This window comes from Nonomuraea mangrovi, assembly GCF_042681425.1.
Taxonomy (GTDB): domain Bacteria; phylum Actinomycetota; class Actinomycetes; order Streptosporangiales; family Streptosporangiaceae; genus Nonomuraea; species Nonomuraea mangrovi.
This window is the reverse complement of the sequence record NZ_JBHUFV010000003.1, coordinates 48,876-65,757: the sequence shown is the minus strand read 5'-3', so window position 1 is coordinate 65,757 and position 16,882 is coordinate 48,876. Positions and strand designations below refer to the sequence as shown.

Sequence of the window (16,882 nt, the reverse complement as noted above, 5' to 3'; positions counted from 1 at the left end):
GCAGGCCCGCCGGCCGAGCCATCCGCTGAGCGCGGATGTCATCCACCTGGCGCGAACCGCAGCGTCTCCGAAGGGCTCTGGCCGAATCGGCGGCGGTACAGCGCGGCGAACCGCCCCTGGTGCAGGAAGCCCCAGCGGGCCGCCACCGTCGTGACCGTGACCCGTGCGGGGTCCCCGGCCGCGAGTTCCTCGTGCACGCGCGTCAGCCGTACCTGCCTGAGGTAGGCCATCGGGGTGAGCCCGAGATGCGCGCGGAAACCCTCCTGGAGCGAGCGGCCGCTGACCGCCACGGCCCTGGCGACGTCGTCCGTGGTGAGCGGGAGATGGGCGTGTCCCTCGATGAACTCCATGGCCCGGCGCACCACCTTCGGCAGCGCGGGCGGGCGGGGCGCGCTCAGCCGCTCCAGGTAGTTGGACGGCTGCATGGTGAGCAGCGAGGTGATCAGCGCGTTCTCCAGATGCGCGACGGCCAGCGGCTGGACGGCCAGCCCGTCGTCGTGCTCGGCCTCCCGGACGATCAGGTCGACCATGCCTCGCCAGGCCCTGGCCCAGCCCGCGGCCATGTCCACACCGAGATCGAAGATGATCGGCCGGTCGAGCGGCTCGCCCAGCATCTGCTCCAGCGAGCGCTCCATCGCGGTGCGCTCGAACTTGACCAGCAGCTGGGGGCAGCCCGCCGCCCAGCGCATGTCGAGGTGGCGCTCTGGTGAGGGCAGCGCGGCCGTGGACGGCGTGGAGACGATCTCCTTGTCGCCACCCCTGATCAGGCTGCGGCCGGCGAGGGGGAGCATGAAGAGGAAGAACGTGCCCAGGTCGCCCGGCTCGATGCGGACATCGGACCCGTAGTCGAGGTAGCTGACGCGGACCGATCCGAACTGGACGGAGTTGAACCGGGCCGACAGCGGGACGTCGTCTCCTGCCAGGTCCAGCCGGTGCGGGCAGAACACCTTGGCCACCTCGTCGCGGACCTCGTCGAGGTCGGTGCTGGCGAAGATCGGTCGGTTGCTGAGAAGCACAGCAGATGATCCCCGGTCCGTGCCCCGGCGTTCCAGGTAAAACGACGCACACCGACCGGCTTCATCAGGGCCGCGCGCCTCAAGAAGGGAGCCTGCTCTTCGCTTGATCGCCATCTCGTGTCAATGGTCCGGATCTCTACCTTTGTCACGCTGTCGGCCATGTCTCATGGCCTCTCACGACGTTCCCTCCTCGCCCTCGGCGCTGGAGTGGTCGCAGGTTCGCTCCTGCCCCCCTCTGTTCACCGCGCGCTGGCGATGCCCGTCCCCCAGGGCGGACTGTCCGCCATCAAGCACGTGGTCTTCCTCATGCAGGAGAACCGCTCCTTCGACCACTACTACGGCGGCCTGCGAGGCGTGCGCGGCTTCGGCGACCGCAACGCCGTACGGCTGAAGACCGGCAAGCCGGTCTTCGAGCAGCCCAACGGGGCGGGCAGCGTGCTGCCGTTCCCCGTCCGTGAGGCCGCCGACCTGGTCGGCAAGGACCTGCAGTGGATCAACGCACTCGCCCACGGCTGGAACGACGGCCAGCGGGCCGCGGCCCAGGGCTGGCACGACGGCTGGATCCCGGCCAAGAGCCCCGCCACCATGACCTTCTACCGCCGCGAGGACATCCCGCTCCAGTACGAGCTGGCCGACACCTTCACCATCTGCGACAACTACCACTGCTCCGTGCTGTCGTCGACGAGCCCGAACCGCAACTACCACGTCTCCGGCCACACCGGCTACGAGCCAGGCACCACCAAGCGCGCCATCGACAACGCCGCCTACTCCGAGGACACCCACAAGGGCTACACCTGGGCGAACGCCGGCGAGATCCTGCAGGCGGCGGGACGCTCGTGGAAGGTCTACCACGAGTGGGACAACTACCAGGACAACAACCTGGAGTTCTTCGCCCGCTTCCGGCAGATCGCCCGCAAGGCGCTGCGGGGCGACTACAAGAGCATGGATTCCTTCTACTCCGCGGTGCTCGGCGCGCCGGAGGCCGAACGGCAGCGACTGCTCGCCCGCCTGGACGAGGGCGTGGCCACGCTGGACGCCGAGGAGCGCGTCCTGTTCGACCGGGCGCTGCGCCGCGTGCCCGCCGAGCAGCTCGCGGCCGCCTTCCGTGCCGACGTCGAGGCCGGCACGCTGCCCGAGGTCAGCTACATCGTCCCCTCGGCCGCCGACTCCGAGCACCCCAGCGCCTCCTCGCCGATCCAGAGCGCCCGCATCACCTACGACATCCTCGACGCCATCGCCTCCCACCCGGAGACCTGGCAGTCGACCGCGGTGTTCATCACCTACGACGAGAACGACGGCTTCTTCGACCACGTGCCACCGCCGCTGCCGCCCGCCGAGCAGACCGACGACTGGTACGACGGCAAGCCCATCGGCCTGGGCATCCGCGTGCCGATGACGATCGTCTCCCCGTGGACCGCGGGCGGCTATGTCGCCTCTCAGATCTTCGACCACAGCTCCACCTGCCGCTTCCTGGAGACGTGGCTGGGCGTGCGCTTCCCCGACATCACCCCCTGGCGCCGCACGGTCGCCGGCGACCTCACCTCCGCCTTCGACTTCACCGGTACGGCACAGCCGCCCGCCCCGGCCCAGCCCGCCCAGGTGCCCGCCTTCAGCGGCCGGTGGAAGCCCACGCCCCCCGCGCAGCAGGCCATGCCGGAGCAGGAACCGGGCACCAAGCCCGCGCGAGCTCTGCCGTACCAGCCGAACGCCTGGGTCCGCGCGCTCGGGAAGGAACTGGAGCTGACGCTCGGCAACGCCGGCGGGGAGAGCATGCACATGACGCTCTACCCGTACCGGGGCGAGTTCGCGCTCCCGCTCCACCTGGACGTGCTGGGGGTGACCACCCGGCGGGTGCCCGTGGACGGCGCCTATGACCTCGTGCTGACCGGGCCGAACGGGTTCCGGCGGGAGTTCGCCGGTTCCCTTGCGGGCGCGGCGGGCCGGGTCGAGGTGCGCTCGGTGATCGACATCGACCCGCGCAAGGTGCGCGTCGAGATCGCCAACCTGGGCGACGCGAAGGTCAAACTGGACGTGCGGGCACTCGCCTACGGGGACAAGGAGCAGGCCGTACCGCTCGGGCCCGGGCAGTACAAGCAGGTGGTGTGGCCGGTGGAGGACGCCCAGGGGTGGTACGACCTGGAGATCACCTGTGCGGACGATCCGTCGTTCCGCCGCCGCCTGATGGGCCACGTCGAGAACGGCAGGCCGAGCATCACCGGCTAGCCGAGCCTGCGGCGTGAAGAGAGCGGCGGCCCCGGTCATGGGGCCGCCGCATCGGCGTTTTCGCCGAGCTCAGGCGGCGGCTCCGCCCACGCGCCGCGCGGCGAAGATCTCCTTTCATATCCTCGTCCAGCCGGTGGCGTCATGGTCCGCCGCGAACGGCCGCTCATCCGTACCCGCCGGAGGCGGCGTCCGACTCCACCGGCCGTGAAAGCGGAACGCCTCATCGGTTGAGTGAGAGATGTGACTGCCAATTCGACGGTCCCGGATCTCGCCGATCCGCGGGGGACGGTCAGCGACGAGGTCCTGGTGGAGCTCTCGCGCCGGACACCCGAGCGGTTCGGCGAGATCTACGACCGGTATGTGAGCGACATCCACGCCTACCTGGGCAGGCGGCTCGGCCCGCAGGCCGCTGACGACCTCACGGCCGAGGTGTTCCTGGCCGCGTTCAGGAAGCGTGAGACGTTCGATCCCCGGCGTGGCGCGGTCCGTCCCTGGCTGTACGGCTTCGCCGGCAACGTCATCGCGCTGCACCGGCGTGCCGAGCTCCGGCGGCTGGCGGCGCTGCAGCGCAGCGCGGGCGGGGACGACGCCTGGGAGCACAGCCACGAGGACGGCGTGCTCACCCGCGTGGACGCCGTGAGCGCACAGGGGCGGCTCGCGGCCGAGCTGCTCGCGCTGTCCGACGGAGACAGGGACGTGCTGCTGCTGAGCGCGCTGGGCGAGCTGAGCCATGAAGAGGTGGCCAAGGCGCTGGACATCTCGTACGGCACCGTCGGATCCCGCCTGTCCCGGGTGCGAAGGAAGCTCCGTGCCGCCCTGGGCGGCGTCAACCCCTTGCGTGGAGGCTCTGATGAATGACTACCAGGCGGTGCGGGAACTGCTGCCCGCGCCGCCCCTGTCGCCCGAGGTCGAGCGGGCCGGACGCGAGCGGCTGGCCGGCGCGTTCGCCCAGGAGCGGGTACGGCGGGGCCGCAGAGCAGCCAGGTGGGGCGCGTTCGGGCTCGTCCTGGCCGGGGCCGCCGCGGCGGCCATCGCGATCGCGCCGACGACGCCCCCGAAAGCGCCCGCCACCTCTGGCACGGTCGCTCACGCGGACGGCAAGCGGTTCCTGCTGGTCGCGGCGGAGTCGGTGGCTGCCATGCCCGACGAGGGCGCGTGGTGGGGCCGTACGGAGGTCAACGGCCGGCAGTTCCGCGAGCCTGGCGGCCGGTACGTCCTGCGCGAGAGCGAGTCGGTCGAGACCTGGATCCCCGCGGACCCTGAAGGGCGCACCTGGTACCGCCAGACGCCTCAGGGAACCAAGCCCGCGACGCCCCAGGACGAGGCGGCCTGGCGCGCCGACGGCTCGCCGACGTCATGGACGTACGACAAGCCCTCGCAAACGGGACGCGCCGGTGTCGTCCGGGCGGAGCCCGGCGAGCAGTGGACCTGGTCGACCGAGGACTGGGACTTCCGGATCCTCACAGCGGGCAAGCCGCTGACCAAGATGAGTGAGGTGCCCGACACCCCCGAGGGGCTCAGGGCGTTCTTCGACGCCGACGACCGTACGACCATCGACACCGCGGCGCGGCTGCTGTTCTTCGCGCCGGTGACGAGTGAGACCAGGGCCGCCGCCTACCGGCTGCTCGCCTCAGCGCCCGGCGTCACCACCGTCGGGCAGGTAAGCGACGCGCTGGGCCGTGCAGGGCAGGCGATCGAGTACGAGTCCGGCGAGTTCGCCCCGCCGGACTACGCGGGGGCGACCAGGACCCGGCTGGTGATCGACCCCGTCTCCGGCAGACCACTTTCCATCGAAACCCGCGCCGTCGCAGACGGCCTGCTCCTGATGTACACCGCGATCCAGGACAGCCGCTGGGCGGACGACAACCCATTGAAGGAGAACGAATGAGATCCACCCTGACCCTTACCGTCGCCGCTGGGCTGATCTTCGCCGGCGCGGGCGCCGCCCCGGCGTCCGCCGACGCGCCGAAGGGGGCGTACTGGCGGGTCGAGACGGTCTTCACCAGGACTCATCCCCACGCGGTCGGCAGTGGCTACCACCTGACCGAGCGCAGCGTCAGCGTCGACTGGCTGTCGCCCGAGGGCAAGAGCTGGGGCGGATACAGGGAGCTGGGGGCCAGGCCCGCGACCGAGAAGGACGAGGCGGCCTGGCGCGCCGACGGATCGCCGACCGCATGGGCTTACCGCACGGAGGGCATGAAGATCCGTCTGTCCACCGAACCGGGCAAGGGCTTCGTCGGGACGGACAAGAAGCGGCCTGACGGGTTCCGCCTGGGCGAGAAGTACGTGACCTTCCAGCAGCTCCAGTCGTTGCCCACTGACGTCGAGGCGCTCAGGAAGTACCTCGTCGCGGACGTCAACGCCTGGATCGACAAGTCCGCGGAAGAGGCCAAGACCACCGCCCCGAAGGCGACGAAGAACGACTGGCTGGTCAACCTCGACCGATACGTCGCCGGGATGGCCACCGAACTCCTGTACGTGAACCCCGCGCCCGACAAGGTCAGGGCGGCCGCCTACCAGGTACTCAAGACCACCAAGGGCGTCAGCGACCTCGGCCGGGCGAAGGACCCGCTGGGCCGCCCCGGCCAGAAGCTGGCGCTGCCGGTTCCCTCCAACAAGGACTCGGTGCTCAAGCAGCAACTCCTCGTGGACACCGAGGCCATGACGCTGCTGGCCGAGTACACCGACCTCAAGGACGGCGGCAAGGCGGTGCTCGGCAAGTCCGGCGTCAAGACGTTCGAGGCCGGGTGGACGAACGACAAGCCTGCGGTTCCCGACGCGCGCTGATCGGTTGCCGCGGTCCTGACGCCCACGTCAGGGCCGCGGCCGCTGCGGTCGCTCCACGTGTCAGGCGTCGAATCGGCGGCGTGAGGACTCGATGTGCGCGAGGTACCGGTGGGTCCAGTCACACATTCCATGGACCGTCTCTCGTAGGGCTCGGCCCGGCTCGGTGAGGGTGTACTCCACCCGCGGCGGCACGGTCGGATGCACTGTCCGCTCGACCAGGCCGTTGCGCTCCAGCATGCGCACGTTCTGGGTGAGCATCTTGTGGCTGATGCCCTCGACCTCGTTCCGCAACTCGCCGAAGCGCAGGGTGCCCTCTCCCAGAGCCTCGATGATCAGGAGCGCCCACTTGTTGGCGACGTCCGAGAAGATCTCCCGCGCCAAGGAGTCCGCGCGCGTCAGATCCGCTTCTTCGGGTGAGCCCCTGAACTTCTTGGTCACCATAAGGTTCCTCAGTCACTGAAAAGTGCGTTCTTCCATGTCAGCGGACACTCTCCTACAGTTCCCGAGTTACCACAAGAGACCACGAGGCGGTCGTGGTCCGGTGGAGGCGAGCCCACGGGCTCTGACGACAAGGAGAAGGGCAACATGGCCATCACACTGGTGAACCCCGGCGGATTGCCGGAAATCGACGCCTACCGGCAGGTGTCGATCGCGTCTGGGTCGAAGCTGGTCTTCATCGCGGGGCAGGTCGCCTGGGATGCCGATGGAGTCACGGTCGGCGAGGGCGACCTCGCCGCTCAGGTCGAACAGTGCTACCTCAACATCGGCACCGCCCTGGCCGGGGTCGGTGCCTCCTTCGACGACGTGGCGAAGCTGACCGTCTACGTGGCCGACTGGACTCCCGACAAGATGCCCCTGTTCCTGGAGGGCGTCGCCCGGGCGGCCGCGAAGCTCGGGGTCACTCCGGTACCGCCGGGCACGCTGCTGGGCGTTGCGGCACTGGCCGTACCCGGCCATCTGGTCGAGGTCGAGGCCACCGCGGTCATCGACTGACCCTCGAGCTCGTTCTTGCCTCGACGTCTCCCACCGTGAGCGGGTTCCGCCGGTCCGGCCGAACCGATCAGAGGCCTTCCGTTCGGCCTTCGTCACCCGCTGCGGCGCTCTGCCTGGGCGCTCAGGCACGAACGCGAGGGGGCCGCCTTGAGTGACTCGACTCCACGTCACAGGCGTCGGCCGATCGTGAGGACGGCCGACCAGTGGCGGGTGAGTCGTCCGTCAGGGCGTGCGGCGAGGAGGCGGCGTACCTCCTGGTAGAGGTGCTCCCGCTTGGCGGGCTTCATGGCGATATGGCCGGAGAACGTGTCGAGCAGAGCGATGTATTCGTCCGCCGTGTAGCGCAGGGCCCACACGTAGCGCCGGGTTCCGACCACCGCGAACTGTCCGGAGGCGTCGAACTCGGCGGCGGTGGGGTCGGGCTGGTCCTCGGGCGCCGGCCACGGGCCGGGATGGCCTTCGCCGATGTCCTCGTAGACCTTCGTGTGCTTTGGCCGAGGCGAAGACGGCGTCACAGCTCGTCGCGGTACCAGGCCTCGGCCTCGGCGTTCAGCGCGTTCTCGTCCGGCTTCGGCGGTCGCGCCTGACCGAGCCAGCGGAGCAGACACCCCGCGAGCTGGGCCACGTTCTCCGGCTGCGCGGATCCATGGACGGTGAAGTACGTGACGATCGGGCCGGTGAGGGGATCGTCCACGTCACAGTGGGCGCACACCAGAAGTTCACTGGTGCCGCGAACCTGGTTGCCCGACGCGTTCGTCCAGGTGTGGGGGAGGCGCAGGACGGCGAGGACGTCGCCGGTACGGCATCGCGGGCACGCCCGGCCGCGGCTCATGCCTGACCGATCGCGCCGGCGCCGAGCAGGGCCTTGACATCGCCGTGAAACGACGGTTGCGGTGTGACCTGGAAGGGCTGGAGGTTCAACAGCACGCTCTTGGCGCCGTGGCGGTGGACGAGCACGTGCACGGGTGCTCGGCCGGGATGGGCGGTCAGGATGTGCTTCAACTCCTGGACGAGCCGCACGTTCAGCTGGGCTTCCTGGATCGAGATCACCACAGGCGGCCCGGTGTGCGCCTGGGAGACGTCGAGGAGGGTGATCTCCTCACCGTAGACGCTCATCGTCTCGTCACGTACGTTGATCCGTCCTCGCATGGATATCACGCGGTCCTGAGCAAGCGCTTCGCCGTACAGGGTGTAGGTCTTGGGGAAGATCAGGCACTCCACGGCGGCGTCGTGGTCTTCGAGGGTGACGATCGCCCACGGGCTGCCCTGCTTGGTGACCTTGCGTTGCAAGCCGGCGATGATGCCGCTGACCCGGGCCGGGCCTTCCTGCCGCCCGGAGGCGAGCAGGTCGGCGATGGTGGTGTCGCGGTTGGCGGCCAGGGCGGGTTCGGCGCCGTCGAGTGGGTGGCTGGAGACGTACAGGCCGAGCATCTCGCGTTCGAAGGCCAGGAGGCCGGCCTTGTCCCACTCGCCCTCGGGGATCGCGATCGAGAAGGCGGTGCTCTGGCCCGGCTCCCCGAACAGCGAGTCCTGGCCGTGGGCCTCGTTTCGCTTGACGTCGGCGATCGCGTCGACGGCCTGCTCGTGGACCGCTACCAGGGCCTTACGGTGATGGCCCAGGCTGTCGAAGGCGCCGGCCTTGGCGAGTGACTCGATGACGCGCTTGTTGCAGACGACGGAGGGCACCTTGGCCAGGAAGTCGTTGAAGTCGGCGTAAGGGCCCTTGGCCTCCCGGGTGGTGACGATGGCGTCCACGACGCCGGCGCCGACGTTGCGGACGGCTCCCAGGCCGAAGCGGATGTCGGAGCCGACGGCGGCGAAGTCCAGTCGGCTGGCGTTGACGTCGGGAGGCAACACCCTGATGCCCACGCGTCGGCAGTCGGCCAGGTAGACGGCCATCTTGTCCTTGTCGTCGCCGACCGAGGTGAGCAGCGCGGCCAGGTACTCCTGCGGGTGGTTGGCCTTGAGGTAGGCGGTCCAGTAGGAGATCAGGCCGTACCCGGCGGTGTGCGACTTGTTGAAGCCGTAGCCGCTGAAGGGGACCAGGACGTCCCAGACCGCCTTGATGGCCTCCTCGGAGAAGCCGTGTCCGCGCATGCCCGCCGAGAACCTGTCCCATTCGGCGTCCAGGACCTCCTTCTTCTTCTTGCCCATGGCTCGGCGCAGCATGTCCGCGGCGCCGAGGGAGTATCCGGCGAGCTGCTGGGCGATGGCCATCACCTGCTCCTGGAAGACCACCAGATGGAAGGTGTCGCCCAGGATGGGCTCCAGAGCCTGCTCCAGCTCGGGGTGGATCGGCTCGACCGGCTGCCTGCCGGTCTTGCGCAGCGCGTAGTTGGTGTGGGCGTTCATCTCCATCGGGCCTGGCCGGTACAGCGCGTTCACCGCGGCGATGTCGGTGAACGTGGTGGGCTGCATGAGTCTCAGCAGGACCCGCATGCCGGCGCTGTCCAGTTGGAAGACCCCGAGCGTGTCACCGCGCGCCAGCAGTTCGTACGTTGTCGCGTCGTCGAGCGGGGTCTCCAGGATGTCGAGGTCGACGCCCTTGTTGGCGCGGACGTTCGCGATCGCGTCACCGATGACGGTGAGGTTGCGCAGGCCGAGGAAGTCCATCTTCAGCAGGCCCATGTCCTCGGCCTGCGTGAACGGGAAGCCGGTGATGACCGGTCCGTCGGCCTTGGGCTTGACCAGCGGGACCACGTCGACCAGAGGCTCGCTGGACAGGATCACGCCCGCGGCGTGGATGCCGGTACCCCGGGTGAGGCCCTCGAGGCCGGCCGCGGTATCGATCACCCGCTTGACGTCGGCATCCTGCTGGTAGAGCTGGCGCAGTTCGGCCGCCTCGCCGTGGCGGGCGTGGCGGGAGTCGTGGATCGCGGCCAGCGGGATCTCCTTTCCGCCGTCCGCCGCGGGGAAGCTCTTGGTGATGCGGTCGCCCAGGGCGTACGGCAGGCCCAGCACCCGGCAGGAGTCCTTGATGGCGGCCTTGGCCTTGATGGTGCCGAAGGTGACGATCTGGCAGACATGGTCCTCGCCGTACTTGCGGGTGACGTAGTCGATCACCTCGTCGCGCCGCCGGTCGTCGAAGTCGAGATCGACGTCCGGCATGGAGATGCGTTCGGGGTTGAGGAACCGCTCGAAGATCAGCTTGTGCTCGATCGGGTCGAGCTGGGTGATGCCCGTGCAGTACGCGACGATCGAGCCGGTGGCGGATCCCCGGCCGGGACCCAGGCCGATGCCGTTGTCGCGGGCGTAGCGGCAGATGTCGGCGACCACCAGGAAGTAGCCGGGAAAGCCCATGGCGTCGATGACCGACAGCTCGTAGTCGATGCGGTCGAGCACCTCCTGCTGCGGGTCGCCGCCGTAGCGGCGGCCTGCCCCCTCCAGGGTCTCCTTGCGCAGCCAGCTCGACTCGCTCTCGCCCTCGGGCACGGGGAAGCGCGGCGTCAGGTCCCGATGGGCGAACACCTCGCCGTAGTCGCCGACCCGCTCGGCGATCAGAAGCGTGTTGTCGCACGCGCCTGGCACCTCGCCGTCCCACAGGGCGCGCATCTCCTCGGCCGGTTTGATGAAGTAGCCGGTACCGCTGAAGCGGAAGCGGTCTTCGTCGGCGAGCCGCTTGCCGGTGCCGACGCACAGCAGCGCGTCATGCGCCCCGGCCTGGCTCTCGGTGACGTAGTGGGAGTCGTTGGTGGCCAGGGGCGGCAGGCCGAGCTCCCCGCCCAGCTTGAGCAGTTGCTCGCGGACCCGGCGCTCGATCGCGAGGCCGTGGTCCATCAGCTCCAGGAAGTAGTTGTCCTTGCCGAAGATGTCGCGATAGCGCGCGGCGGCCTCGACGGCCTGGGCGTACTGGCCGAGCCGCAGCCTGGTCTGCACCTCCCCGGACGGGCAGCCGGTCGTGGCGATGATCCCGTCGCCGTGTTCGGCGAGCAGCTCATCATCCATGCGCGGATATTTCTGGACGTGCCCTTCGAGCCAGGCCCTGGACTGCAGGCGGAAGAGGTTGCGCAGGCCCTGGGCGTTCGCCGCCCACATCGTCATGTGCGTGTACAGGCCGCGGCCGGAGACGTCCCCGCCCTCGCCGGTGTCGTCGTCGGACCGGCGCAACGAGAGGTTGTCGCTGTAGAACACCGGCTTGCGATGGTGCCGCGAGGCGGGAGCGACGTAGCTCTCGATGCCGATGATCGGCTTGATGCCCGTCTTGCGCGCCGTCTGGTAGAACTCGTACGCCCCATGCACGTTGCCGTGGTCGCTCATCGCCACGGCCGGCATGCCCAGCCGTGCCACCTCGTCCATCAGCAGGCCGACCTTGGCCGCCCCGTCGAGCATGCTGTACTCGGTGTGCACGTGGAGATGCACGAAGGATCCCACCGGAACCACGCCCCTCGGTTGTAGGCTCAGCCGCGAACCCGAGCATTCGACCCGAGAGCAGGCGCGGTTGTCCAACAATCGACACGCCGACGACCCACAACCAACGGTGGTTCACACGGCCGACCTGGATCTCGCTACGGTCCGCGCCTTCGTCGCCGTCACCGAGGACCGCTACTTCAGCGAGGCCGCCGCCACGCTGGGCATCACGCAGCAGGCCGTCTCCAAGCGGATAGCGAAGCTGGAGTCCGACCTCGGCGTGCGGTTGTTCTCCCGTACGCGCACAGGGGCCGAGCTCACGAAGGACGGCGGGGCGTTCCTCCACCACGCGCGCGCCCTTGTCGGCATCGCCGACCAGGCGCTCGAGATGTTGCAGGCCCGACGCCGGTCACTGCGCGTCGACGTACTGGACACCCGGCTGGCGTCCCTCGACGTGATCCGGGCATTCCACCAGACCGCCGAGGATGTGGAGATCGACATCGTCACCTCCAACGGGCTCAGATCCGCCCGCGGCGCGCTCGCCCACGGATCCATCGACGCCGCCTTCGCCCGGGTCAGCGGGACACTGGAGGACGATCTGGTGTCCATGCCGGCCTACCTGGAGCAGGCGCACCTGCTGGTGGGGCGCGACCACCCCCTGGCGGGCCTGCCACAGGTGAAGACGGCACAGCTGTCCGGGATGACCGTGTGGATGCCCGGCAACGCCGCCGGCAGCGAGTGGGCCGAGTTCTGGGACCTCTTCGGCGCCGCCTTCGACATCCGGATCGACACCTCCGGCCCCGACTTCGGCTGGGAGTACTTCGTGGAGGAGGTCGGCGCAGGCGAACGCATCGGCCTCGCGGGCGAGTGGTGCCGCCTGCCCAGCCATCCGCGTACTGTTCAGATCCCGGTCATCGACCCCGCGCCCATGTACCCGTGTTCGCTGCTTTGGCACCGGCAGAACCATCACCCGGTGCTGGCCCCGCTCACCCGCTTCATCGAGAGTCGCTTCCGGCCTTACGACCCGCGACACCAATGGCTGCCGGCCCCCGACCGCGCCACCTTCACCATGGACCTGGACGGGGGTTTCTCGCCTCCTACCTGATGGACGTGCAGTTGACTCGGGAGGGCCGCACCGTATGCCGTGCGGGCGGCCTGGACACCGCGCGGCTATTCGCGGGGCAGCGTGCGGGCGAAGTGGGCCGCTGCGGCGTCCGCCGCCGTCGTGACCTGCGGTTCCTGGTCATAGAAGGCGAACTGGTCGCCCTCGGTCCAGACGAACTCCTTGGGACCGGCCAGCGCCGCGTGGAAGCGCCGCGCCCCGTCCGGGATGGCGGCGTTCTCGCTGTGGACGAGCAGGACGGGCTGGGTGAGGCGGGAGGCAAGGGAGATCGAGTCGTAGCCGAGCCAGCCCGGCCATGCCATCACCGCGAAGCGGTTGGGCCACTGCGGGAGCCCGCCGCGGTCGGGGTTGAGGTAGAAGTCGATGTCGAACGGCATGGCGGCGCGAGGGTCGGAGCCGCTGACGACAGGCACGTACTCGACCTCGCCCGTCGCCTCGTACTTCGCGCGTGCCCGTGCGGCATCGGCGAGCTTGCCCGCGACGCCCTCCTCCCCGCCGTACACCTCCCGGCAGATCTCGGGGTCGTGCAGCCAGGGCGCGACGAGCGCCAGCGACCGGACGCGGGGGTCGTCGACGGCGTTCCCGCTCATGTACATCGCGGCCGCGCAGACGCCGAGGGCGCCGAGACGGCCGGCGTCCACTGCAGGATGTTCGGCGAGGAAGGTAACCGCGTGGTTGATGTCGCGGACCTTCCGTTCCGGCACCTCGTAGTCGCGAGGCTCGCCCTCGGACTCGCCGTAGCCGGTGAAGTCGAAGGACAGGGCGGCGAACCCGCGGTCGGCGAGCCGTTCGGCGTACCGGTCGGCCATCAGTTCCTTGACGCTCGTCCAGGTGCCCGCCACCACGATGCCCGGCACCGGGCCGGCGCCGCTGGGCAGAAACAGGTTCCCGGTCAGCGCCACGTCGCCGGCGGAGAACTTCACCTTCTGCACGGTGGTCATGAACGTTCGCTCCTTCGATCAGTTCGCATAGGTCAGTTCGGCTTTGGTGATGGACGAGCCGTCGACGGTGAAGGCGTAGTAGGCATCGAAGCCTCCCTGGCCGCCGGGGGCGAAGCGCACCAGGAGGCGCTGGTGACCGGGCCGGTTCTCGGCGACCCTGATGACGGTCAGGCTTCCGCCGATGACCTCGGCCCGGGCCCAGTCGCGGATCGCGGCGCGGCCCTTGAAACGCCGCCCGACGTCAATGAGCTCCGCGTCGGCGGCGAACGCTCCAGCCAGCGCGTCGAGGTTGCGGCCGTTGACCGCGCTGACGTAGGTGTTCACCGGCGCGAGCAGCCCGCCCGTCCCTTCCTGCGGGGTGTCCGCGCAGGCGGCAGGCGTCTTCGCGGGGTCCTCGGCGGACAGCTCCCGCGCGACGGCCTTGATGTTCTCCTGCACGATGGTCGGAAGGTCCGCGACCGGCGGATAGCCGGGGTAGGCGCGGTCCAGCTCGGCGATGATCGACTTCTGCTCGCCGGGGCCGACCGTCCTGCCCTCGGGCGAGTCCGGGGCGACGGTCGGCCGGACCAGACCGCGGAACACCTGGAGATACCGGCGCTGCTCGTCGATCAAGGCGCGGGCCGGGCCTGCGGTACCGTGTCCCGGGTACATCGTCCCGGCCCCGGGGAAGCGCCTGCCGAGCTGATCGAGGATCTGGAGCCAGCCGCAGCTGGTCCCCTCGATCAGCGCGGGCGTGACCTTACCGGTCGCCAGGTCACCGGAGAAGAGATCGCCGGTGTCGGGACGGTAGTAGACGTCCGCGGTGTCGGACTCGCCGTGGGCGAACGTGGCGGTCTCGAAGCGGAGGCCGCCGGCCTGCAACGGTGCGCCGTCCTCGAAGGTCCGGTCGGCGTAGGTGAGCTTGGCGGGGAAGTCCGCGTTCGCCGAACGGGCCAGCGGGTAGAAGCCCCGATCGTCCTCCCGCATCGTCTTGTCGGTCGCCTTGGACGCGTAGATGGGGGCCTGGGGGAACGCTTCGTGGAAGGCGGCCGCCCCGCCCACATGGTCGGGATGGGAGTGGGTGAGCAGGATGGCGGCGACCGGCTCGCCGGTCTTCTTGATCTCCGCCACCGCTCTCCTGGCATCGGTCGGCGTGCGCAGGGTGTCGATGAGGACCAGGCCCTCCGGTGCCTGGATCCAGTAGGTGTTGACCGAACCCGGGTTGGACGAGGCGAAGCGTCCCGGCTCCGCCTCCCGCGCGGGCGGCGCCGCGGGCCTGTCGTCGTTCGAACAGCCCGCCACCGACGCGATCGCGCATGCGGCGGCGGAGCTTGCGGCGAGAAGGCGCCGCAATCTCTGGTTCATCTGGAGCCTTCGTGAAGTCGGGATGCGAGGGGGTTCAGCGGAAGTCGTCCGCGTGGGCCTGTGCCCACTGCTCGAAGGTGCGGGGCTCGCGGCCGGTGACCTCGCGGACGGTCGGGCGGACGATCGACTCGTCGAGCGAGCCGTTCACGTAGAAGTCGAAGAACGCGTCCACGTACTCGACGGGCATGGTGGCGAGCAGGTCGGTGCGCGCCTCCTCGTTCGTCAGGCCCACGAACTCCAGATCGCGGCCGAGGACCTTGGCCAGCACGGCGACCTGGTCGACAGGCGGCATCGCGACCGGACCGGTCGGCCGGAGGATCTCGCCCCGGTACTCGTCCGACAGCAGCGCGCGGGCGGCGACGGCCCCGATGTCGTACGGGTCGACGCTCGCCGTGCGGACGTCCGGGAACGGGACCCGCACCCGATCGCCGGACCGGAGCTGCGGCAGCCAGCGCAGGGCATTGGACGTGAACGCGCTCGGCCGCAGGAACGTCCACGGCAGCCCGGACTCCCGCACGGCGGACTCGGACGCGGCCATGAAACGGGTCACCGCGTTGGTCATGTCGCCGCTCCCGGCCGAGCCGCCGGACAGCAGCACGACCTGTTCCACTCCCGCACGCCGGGCCTCGGCCACCAGGCCCGGCATGTCCTCGTACCCGGGGAGCAGGAACACCGCGCGGGCCCCGCCCAGCGCTCCGGTCATGCTCTCCGGCCGGTTGAGGTCGCCTGTCACCGCCTCGACGCCGTCCGGCAGCGGTACGGTGCCCGGCTTCCGCACCAGCGCCCGGACGGGTTCACCGGCCGCGGCCAGGGCCCGGACCACTTCGGAGCCGACGTTGCCCGTCGCACCCGTAACCAAGATCATTTCATTGTCCTTCACAGGGCGTGTACTAGGGGAGGGGCCTTCACAGGGCGTTCACCAGGGGAGGGGACGGCCGTCGCGGAAGAACCCGCCGGTCGGGCCGTCGTCGGGCAGCGTGGCCGCCCAGACGACACCGTCCGCGCCCTCGGAGACGGGACGGCCGCCCGGGCCTCCCATGTCCGTCGCGACCCAGCCCGGGCAGATCGCGTTCACGAGGACGCCGTCACCGCGAAGCTCCGCCGCCAGCATGCGGGTCAGGGCGTTGAGGGCCACCTTGGTGGTGCCGTACGCCGGGGTGCCGCCGCCCATGTTGGTCAGCGAGGCCGCCTCGCTGGACACGTTGACGATCCGGGGGTGTGCGCTCTCGCGCAGGAGCGGCAGCAGCACCTGGATCAGCCGCCAGGGACCGTACAGGTTCGTCTCGGCGGCCTCGCGGACGACGTTCAGGTCGGCGGACGCGCCGCCCTGCCAGGTGTCGTAGGTGATGGCGGCATTGTTGACCAGAACGTCCAGCCGCCCGTACCGCTCGGCGACGGCGGCCGCCGCCCCCGCGATGTCCTCCTCGGAGGTGACGTCGAGCCGTAGCGGGACGACGTCACCTCCGAGTTCCTTGGCCGCGGTCTCGGCCGCCTCCGGCGATCGGGCGGTGAGGAGGACGGTGTGGCCGAGTGTCGCCAGCTCGTGGCAGACCTCCCGGCCGATCCCCCGGTTGCCGCCGGTCACGAGGGCGATCATCCGTTGCCCGCCGCCAGGGACATCAGGTTCCGGTTGCCGTCGGCCCAGGTGGTGGTCATCACCACAGCGCTGATCTTCCACGCGCCGTCCGACCGGGCCAGGTCGAAGCGGTAGGTGCCGCCCAGCGTCCACAGCGGTGAGCCGAACGGATTGGCGAGGCGGTGCGTGGCCTGGAACGACGCCGTGCAGAGCGCGGTGGCGCCGTCGACGGTCACCAGGTGGTTCGTGATCAGGTGCTGCGTGGCGTCGAACGCGCCGAGCAGGCCCGACCATGCCTCGACGATCTGCGCCGGCGTCAGCACGGCGGGCTCGCCGCCGTTCAGGCTGGTGTAGTCCAGGGTCACCGAGTCCGCGAACACCTCACCCAGGCGGTCCCATTCGCGCTGGTCGGCGTGCCATGCCATGCGGGTGCAGGTCTCGATGATCGCCAGGCGATCCTCCGTGGTGCTCATGCCGCAATCGTGGCGTCGACCTTTCCCGCACGTCCAATATCTGCTGTAATAGCCGACGG

Annotated in this window: 16 protein-coding genes; 6 read left to right on the top strand and 10 right to left on the bottom strand. The window is 69.8% G+C overall.

The window, feature by feature from the left end:
• Positions 1-38 precede the first annotated feature (38 nt).
• The gene (locus tag ACFSKW_RS00420; RefSeq protein WP_379567868.1) at positions 39-1,016 is read right to left on the bottom strand and encodes an AraC family transcriptional regulator; all 978 of its coding nucleotides are present in this window, start codon (positions 1,014-1,016) and stop codon (positions 39-41) included.
• 159 nt (positions 1,017-1,175) lie between these two features.
• Between ACFSKW_RS00420 and ACFSKW_RS00415 the strand changes: the two genes are divergently transcribed.
• From ACFSKW_RS00415 to ACFSKW_RS00400, 4 genes are all read left to right on the top strand, one after another.
• Entirely contained in the window at positions 1,176-3,239 is a 2,064-nt protein-coding gene (locus tag ACFSKW_RS00415) for a phosphocholine-specific phospholipase C (RefSeq protein WP_379567866.1), read from the top strand.
• A gap of 240 nt (positions 3,240-3,479) precedes the next feature.
• Positions 3,480-4,097, top strand: coding sequence for an RNA polymerase sigma factor (locus ACFSKW_RS00410; RefSeq protein WP_379567864.1), 618 nt, complete (start codon positions 3,480-3,482; stop codon positions 4,095-4,097).
• Entirely contained in the window at positions 4,090-5,127 is a 1,038-nt protein-coding gene (locus ACFSKW_RS00405) for a hypothetical protein (protein WP_379567862.1), read from the top strand. Before ACFSKW_RS00410 ends, ACFSKW_RS00405 begins: the two co-directional genes overlap by 8 nt.
• Entirely contained in the window at positions 5,124-6,026 is a 903-nt protein-coding gene (locus ACFSKW_RS00400) for a hypothetical protein (protein WP_379567860.1), read from the top strand. Before ACFSKW_RS00405 ends, ACFSKW_RS00400 begins: the two co-directional genes overlap by 4 nt.
• A 60-nt stretch (positions 6,027-6,086) precedes the next feature.
• On the opposite strand, the gene ACFSKW_RS00395 is transcribed toward ACFSKW_RS00400, so the two are convergent.
• Positions 6,087-6,467 carry a winged helix-turn-helix transcriptional regulator gene (locus ACFSKW_RS00395; protein ID WP_379567858.1) on the bottom strand — a complete coding sequence of 127 codons (381 nt, stop codon included), beginning with the start codon at positions 6,465-6,467 and terminating at the stop codon, positions 6,087-6,089.
• 144 nt (positions 6,468-6,611) lie between these two features.
• Here ACFSKW_RS00395 and ACFSKW_RS00390 point away from each other — a divergent pair, with 144 nt between their 5' ends.
• On the top strand, positions 6,612-7,019 hold the full coding sequence (locus ACFSKW_RS00390; protein ID WP_379567856.1) for a RidA family protein: 408 nt from the start codon (positions 6,612-6,614) through the stop codon (positions 7,017-7,019).
• Positions 7,020-7,186: 167 nt separating this feature from the next.
• On the opposite strand, the gene ACFSKW_RS00385 is transcribed toward ACFSKW_RS00390, so the two are convergent.
• The 3 genes from ACFSKW_RS00385 to dnaE are packed head-to-tail and all read right to left on the bottom strand — an operon-like array spanning position 7,187 to position 11,378.
• A complete protein-coding gene (locus ACFSKW_RS00385; protein WP_379567854.1) occupies positions 7,187-7,534 on the bottom strand; it encodes a hypothetical protein in 348 nt (115 codons plus the stop codon).
• On the bottom strand, positions 7,531-7,851 hold the full coding sequence (locus ACFSKW_RS00380) for a DUF6300 family protein (protein ID WP_379567852.1): 321 nt from the start codon (positions 7,849-7,851) through the stop codon (positions 7,531-7,533). The genes ACFSKW_RS00385 and ACFSKW_RS00380 overlap by 4 nt, the downstream gene beginning before the upstream one ends.
• Positions 7,848-11,378, bottom strand: coding sequence for a DNA polymerase III subunit alpha (dnaE, locus tag ACFSKW_RS00375; protein WP_379567850.1), 3,531 nt, complete (start codon positions 11,376-11,378; stop codon positions 7,848-7,850). Before dnaE ends, ACFSKW_RS00380 begins: the two co-directional genes overlap by 4 nt.
• Positions 11,379-11,457: 79 nt before the next feature.
• On the opposite strand from dnaE, the gene ACFSKW_RS00370 reads away from it, so the two are divergent.
• Positions 11,458-12,471, top strand: coding sequence for a LysR family transcriptional regulator (locus ACFSKW_RS00370; RefSeq protein WP_379567848.1), 1,014 nt, complete (start codon positions 11,458-11,460; stop codon positions 12,469-12,471).
• Between the two features lie 65 nt (positions 12,472-12,536).
• On the opposite strand, the gene ACFSKW_RS00365 is transcribed toward ACFSKW_RS00370, so the two are convergent.
• From ACFSKW_RS00365 to ACFSKW_RS00345, 5 genes are read right to left on the bottom strand one after another with little or no spacing between them, the layout of a single operon-like run.
• A complete protein-coding gene (locus tag ACFSKW_RS00365) occupies positions 12,537-13,430 on the bottom strand; it encodes an alpha/beta hydrolase (protein WP_379567846.1) in 894 nt (297 codons plus the stop codon).
• A gap of 18 nt (positions 13,431-13,448) precedes the next feature.
• Positions 13,449-14,774 (bottom strand): MBL fold metallo-hydrolase, encoded by a 1,326-nt coding sequence (locus tag ACFSKW_RS00360; RefSeq protein ID WP_379567844.1) that lies wholly within the window; start codon positions 14,772-14,774, stop codon positions 13,449-13,451.
• A gap of 34 nt (positions 14,775-14,808) precedes the next feature.
• Entirely contained in the window at positions 14,809-15,639 is an 831-nt protein-coding gene (locus tag ACFSKW_RS00355; protein WP_379567842.1) for an NAD(P)H-binding protein, read from the bottom strand.
• 51 nt (positions 15,640-15,690) lie between these two features.
• Positions 15,691-16,359, bottom strand: a complete 669-nt coding sequence (locus ACFSKW_RS00350) for an SDR family oxidoreductase (RefSeq protein ID WP_379567840.1) — start codon at positions 16,357-16,359, stop codon at positions 15,691-15,693.
• 8 nt (positions 16,360-16,367) lie between these two features.
• Complete coding sequence (locus ACFSKW_RS00345) at positions 16,368-16,823, bottom strand: nuclear transport factor 2 family protein (protein ID WP_379567838.1); 456 nt, start codon at positions 16,821-16,823, stop codon at positions 16,368-16,370.
• Positions 16,824-16,882: the final 59 nt, after the last annotated feature.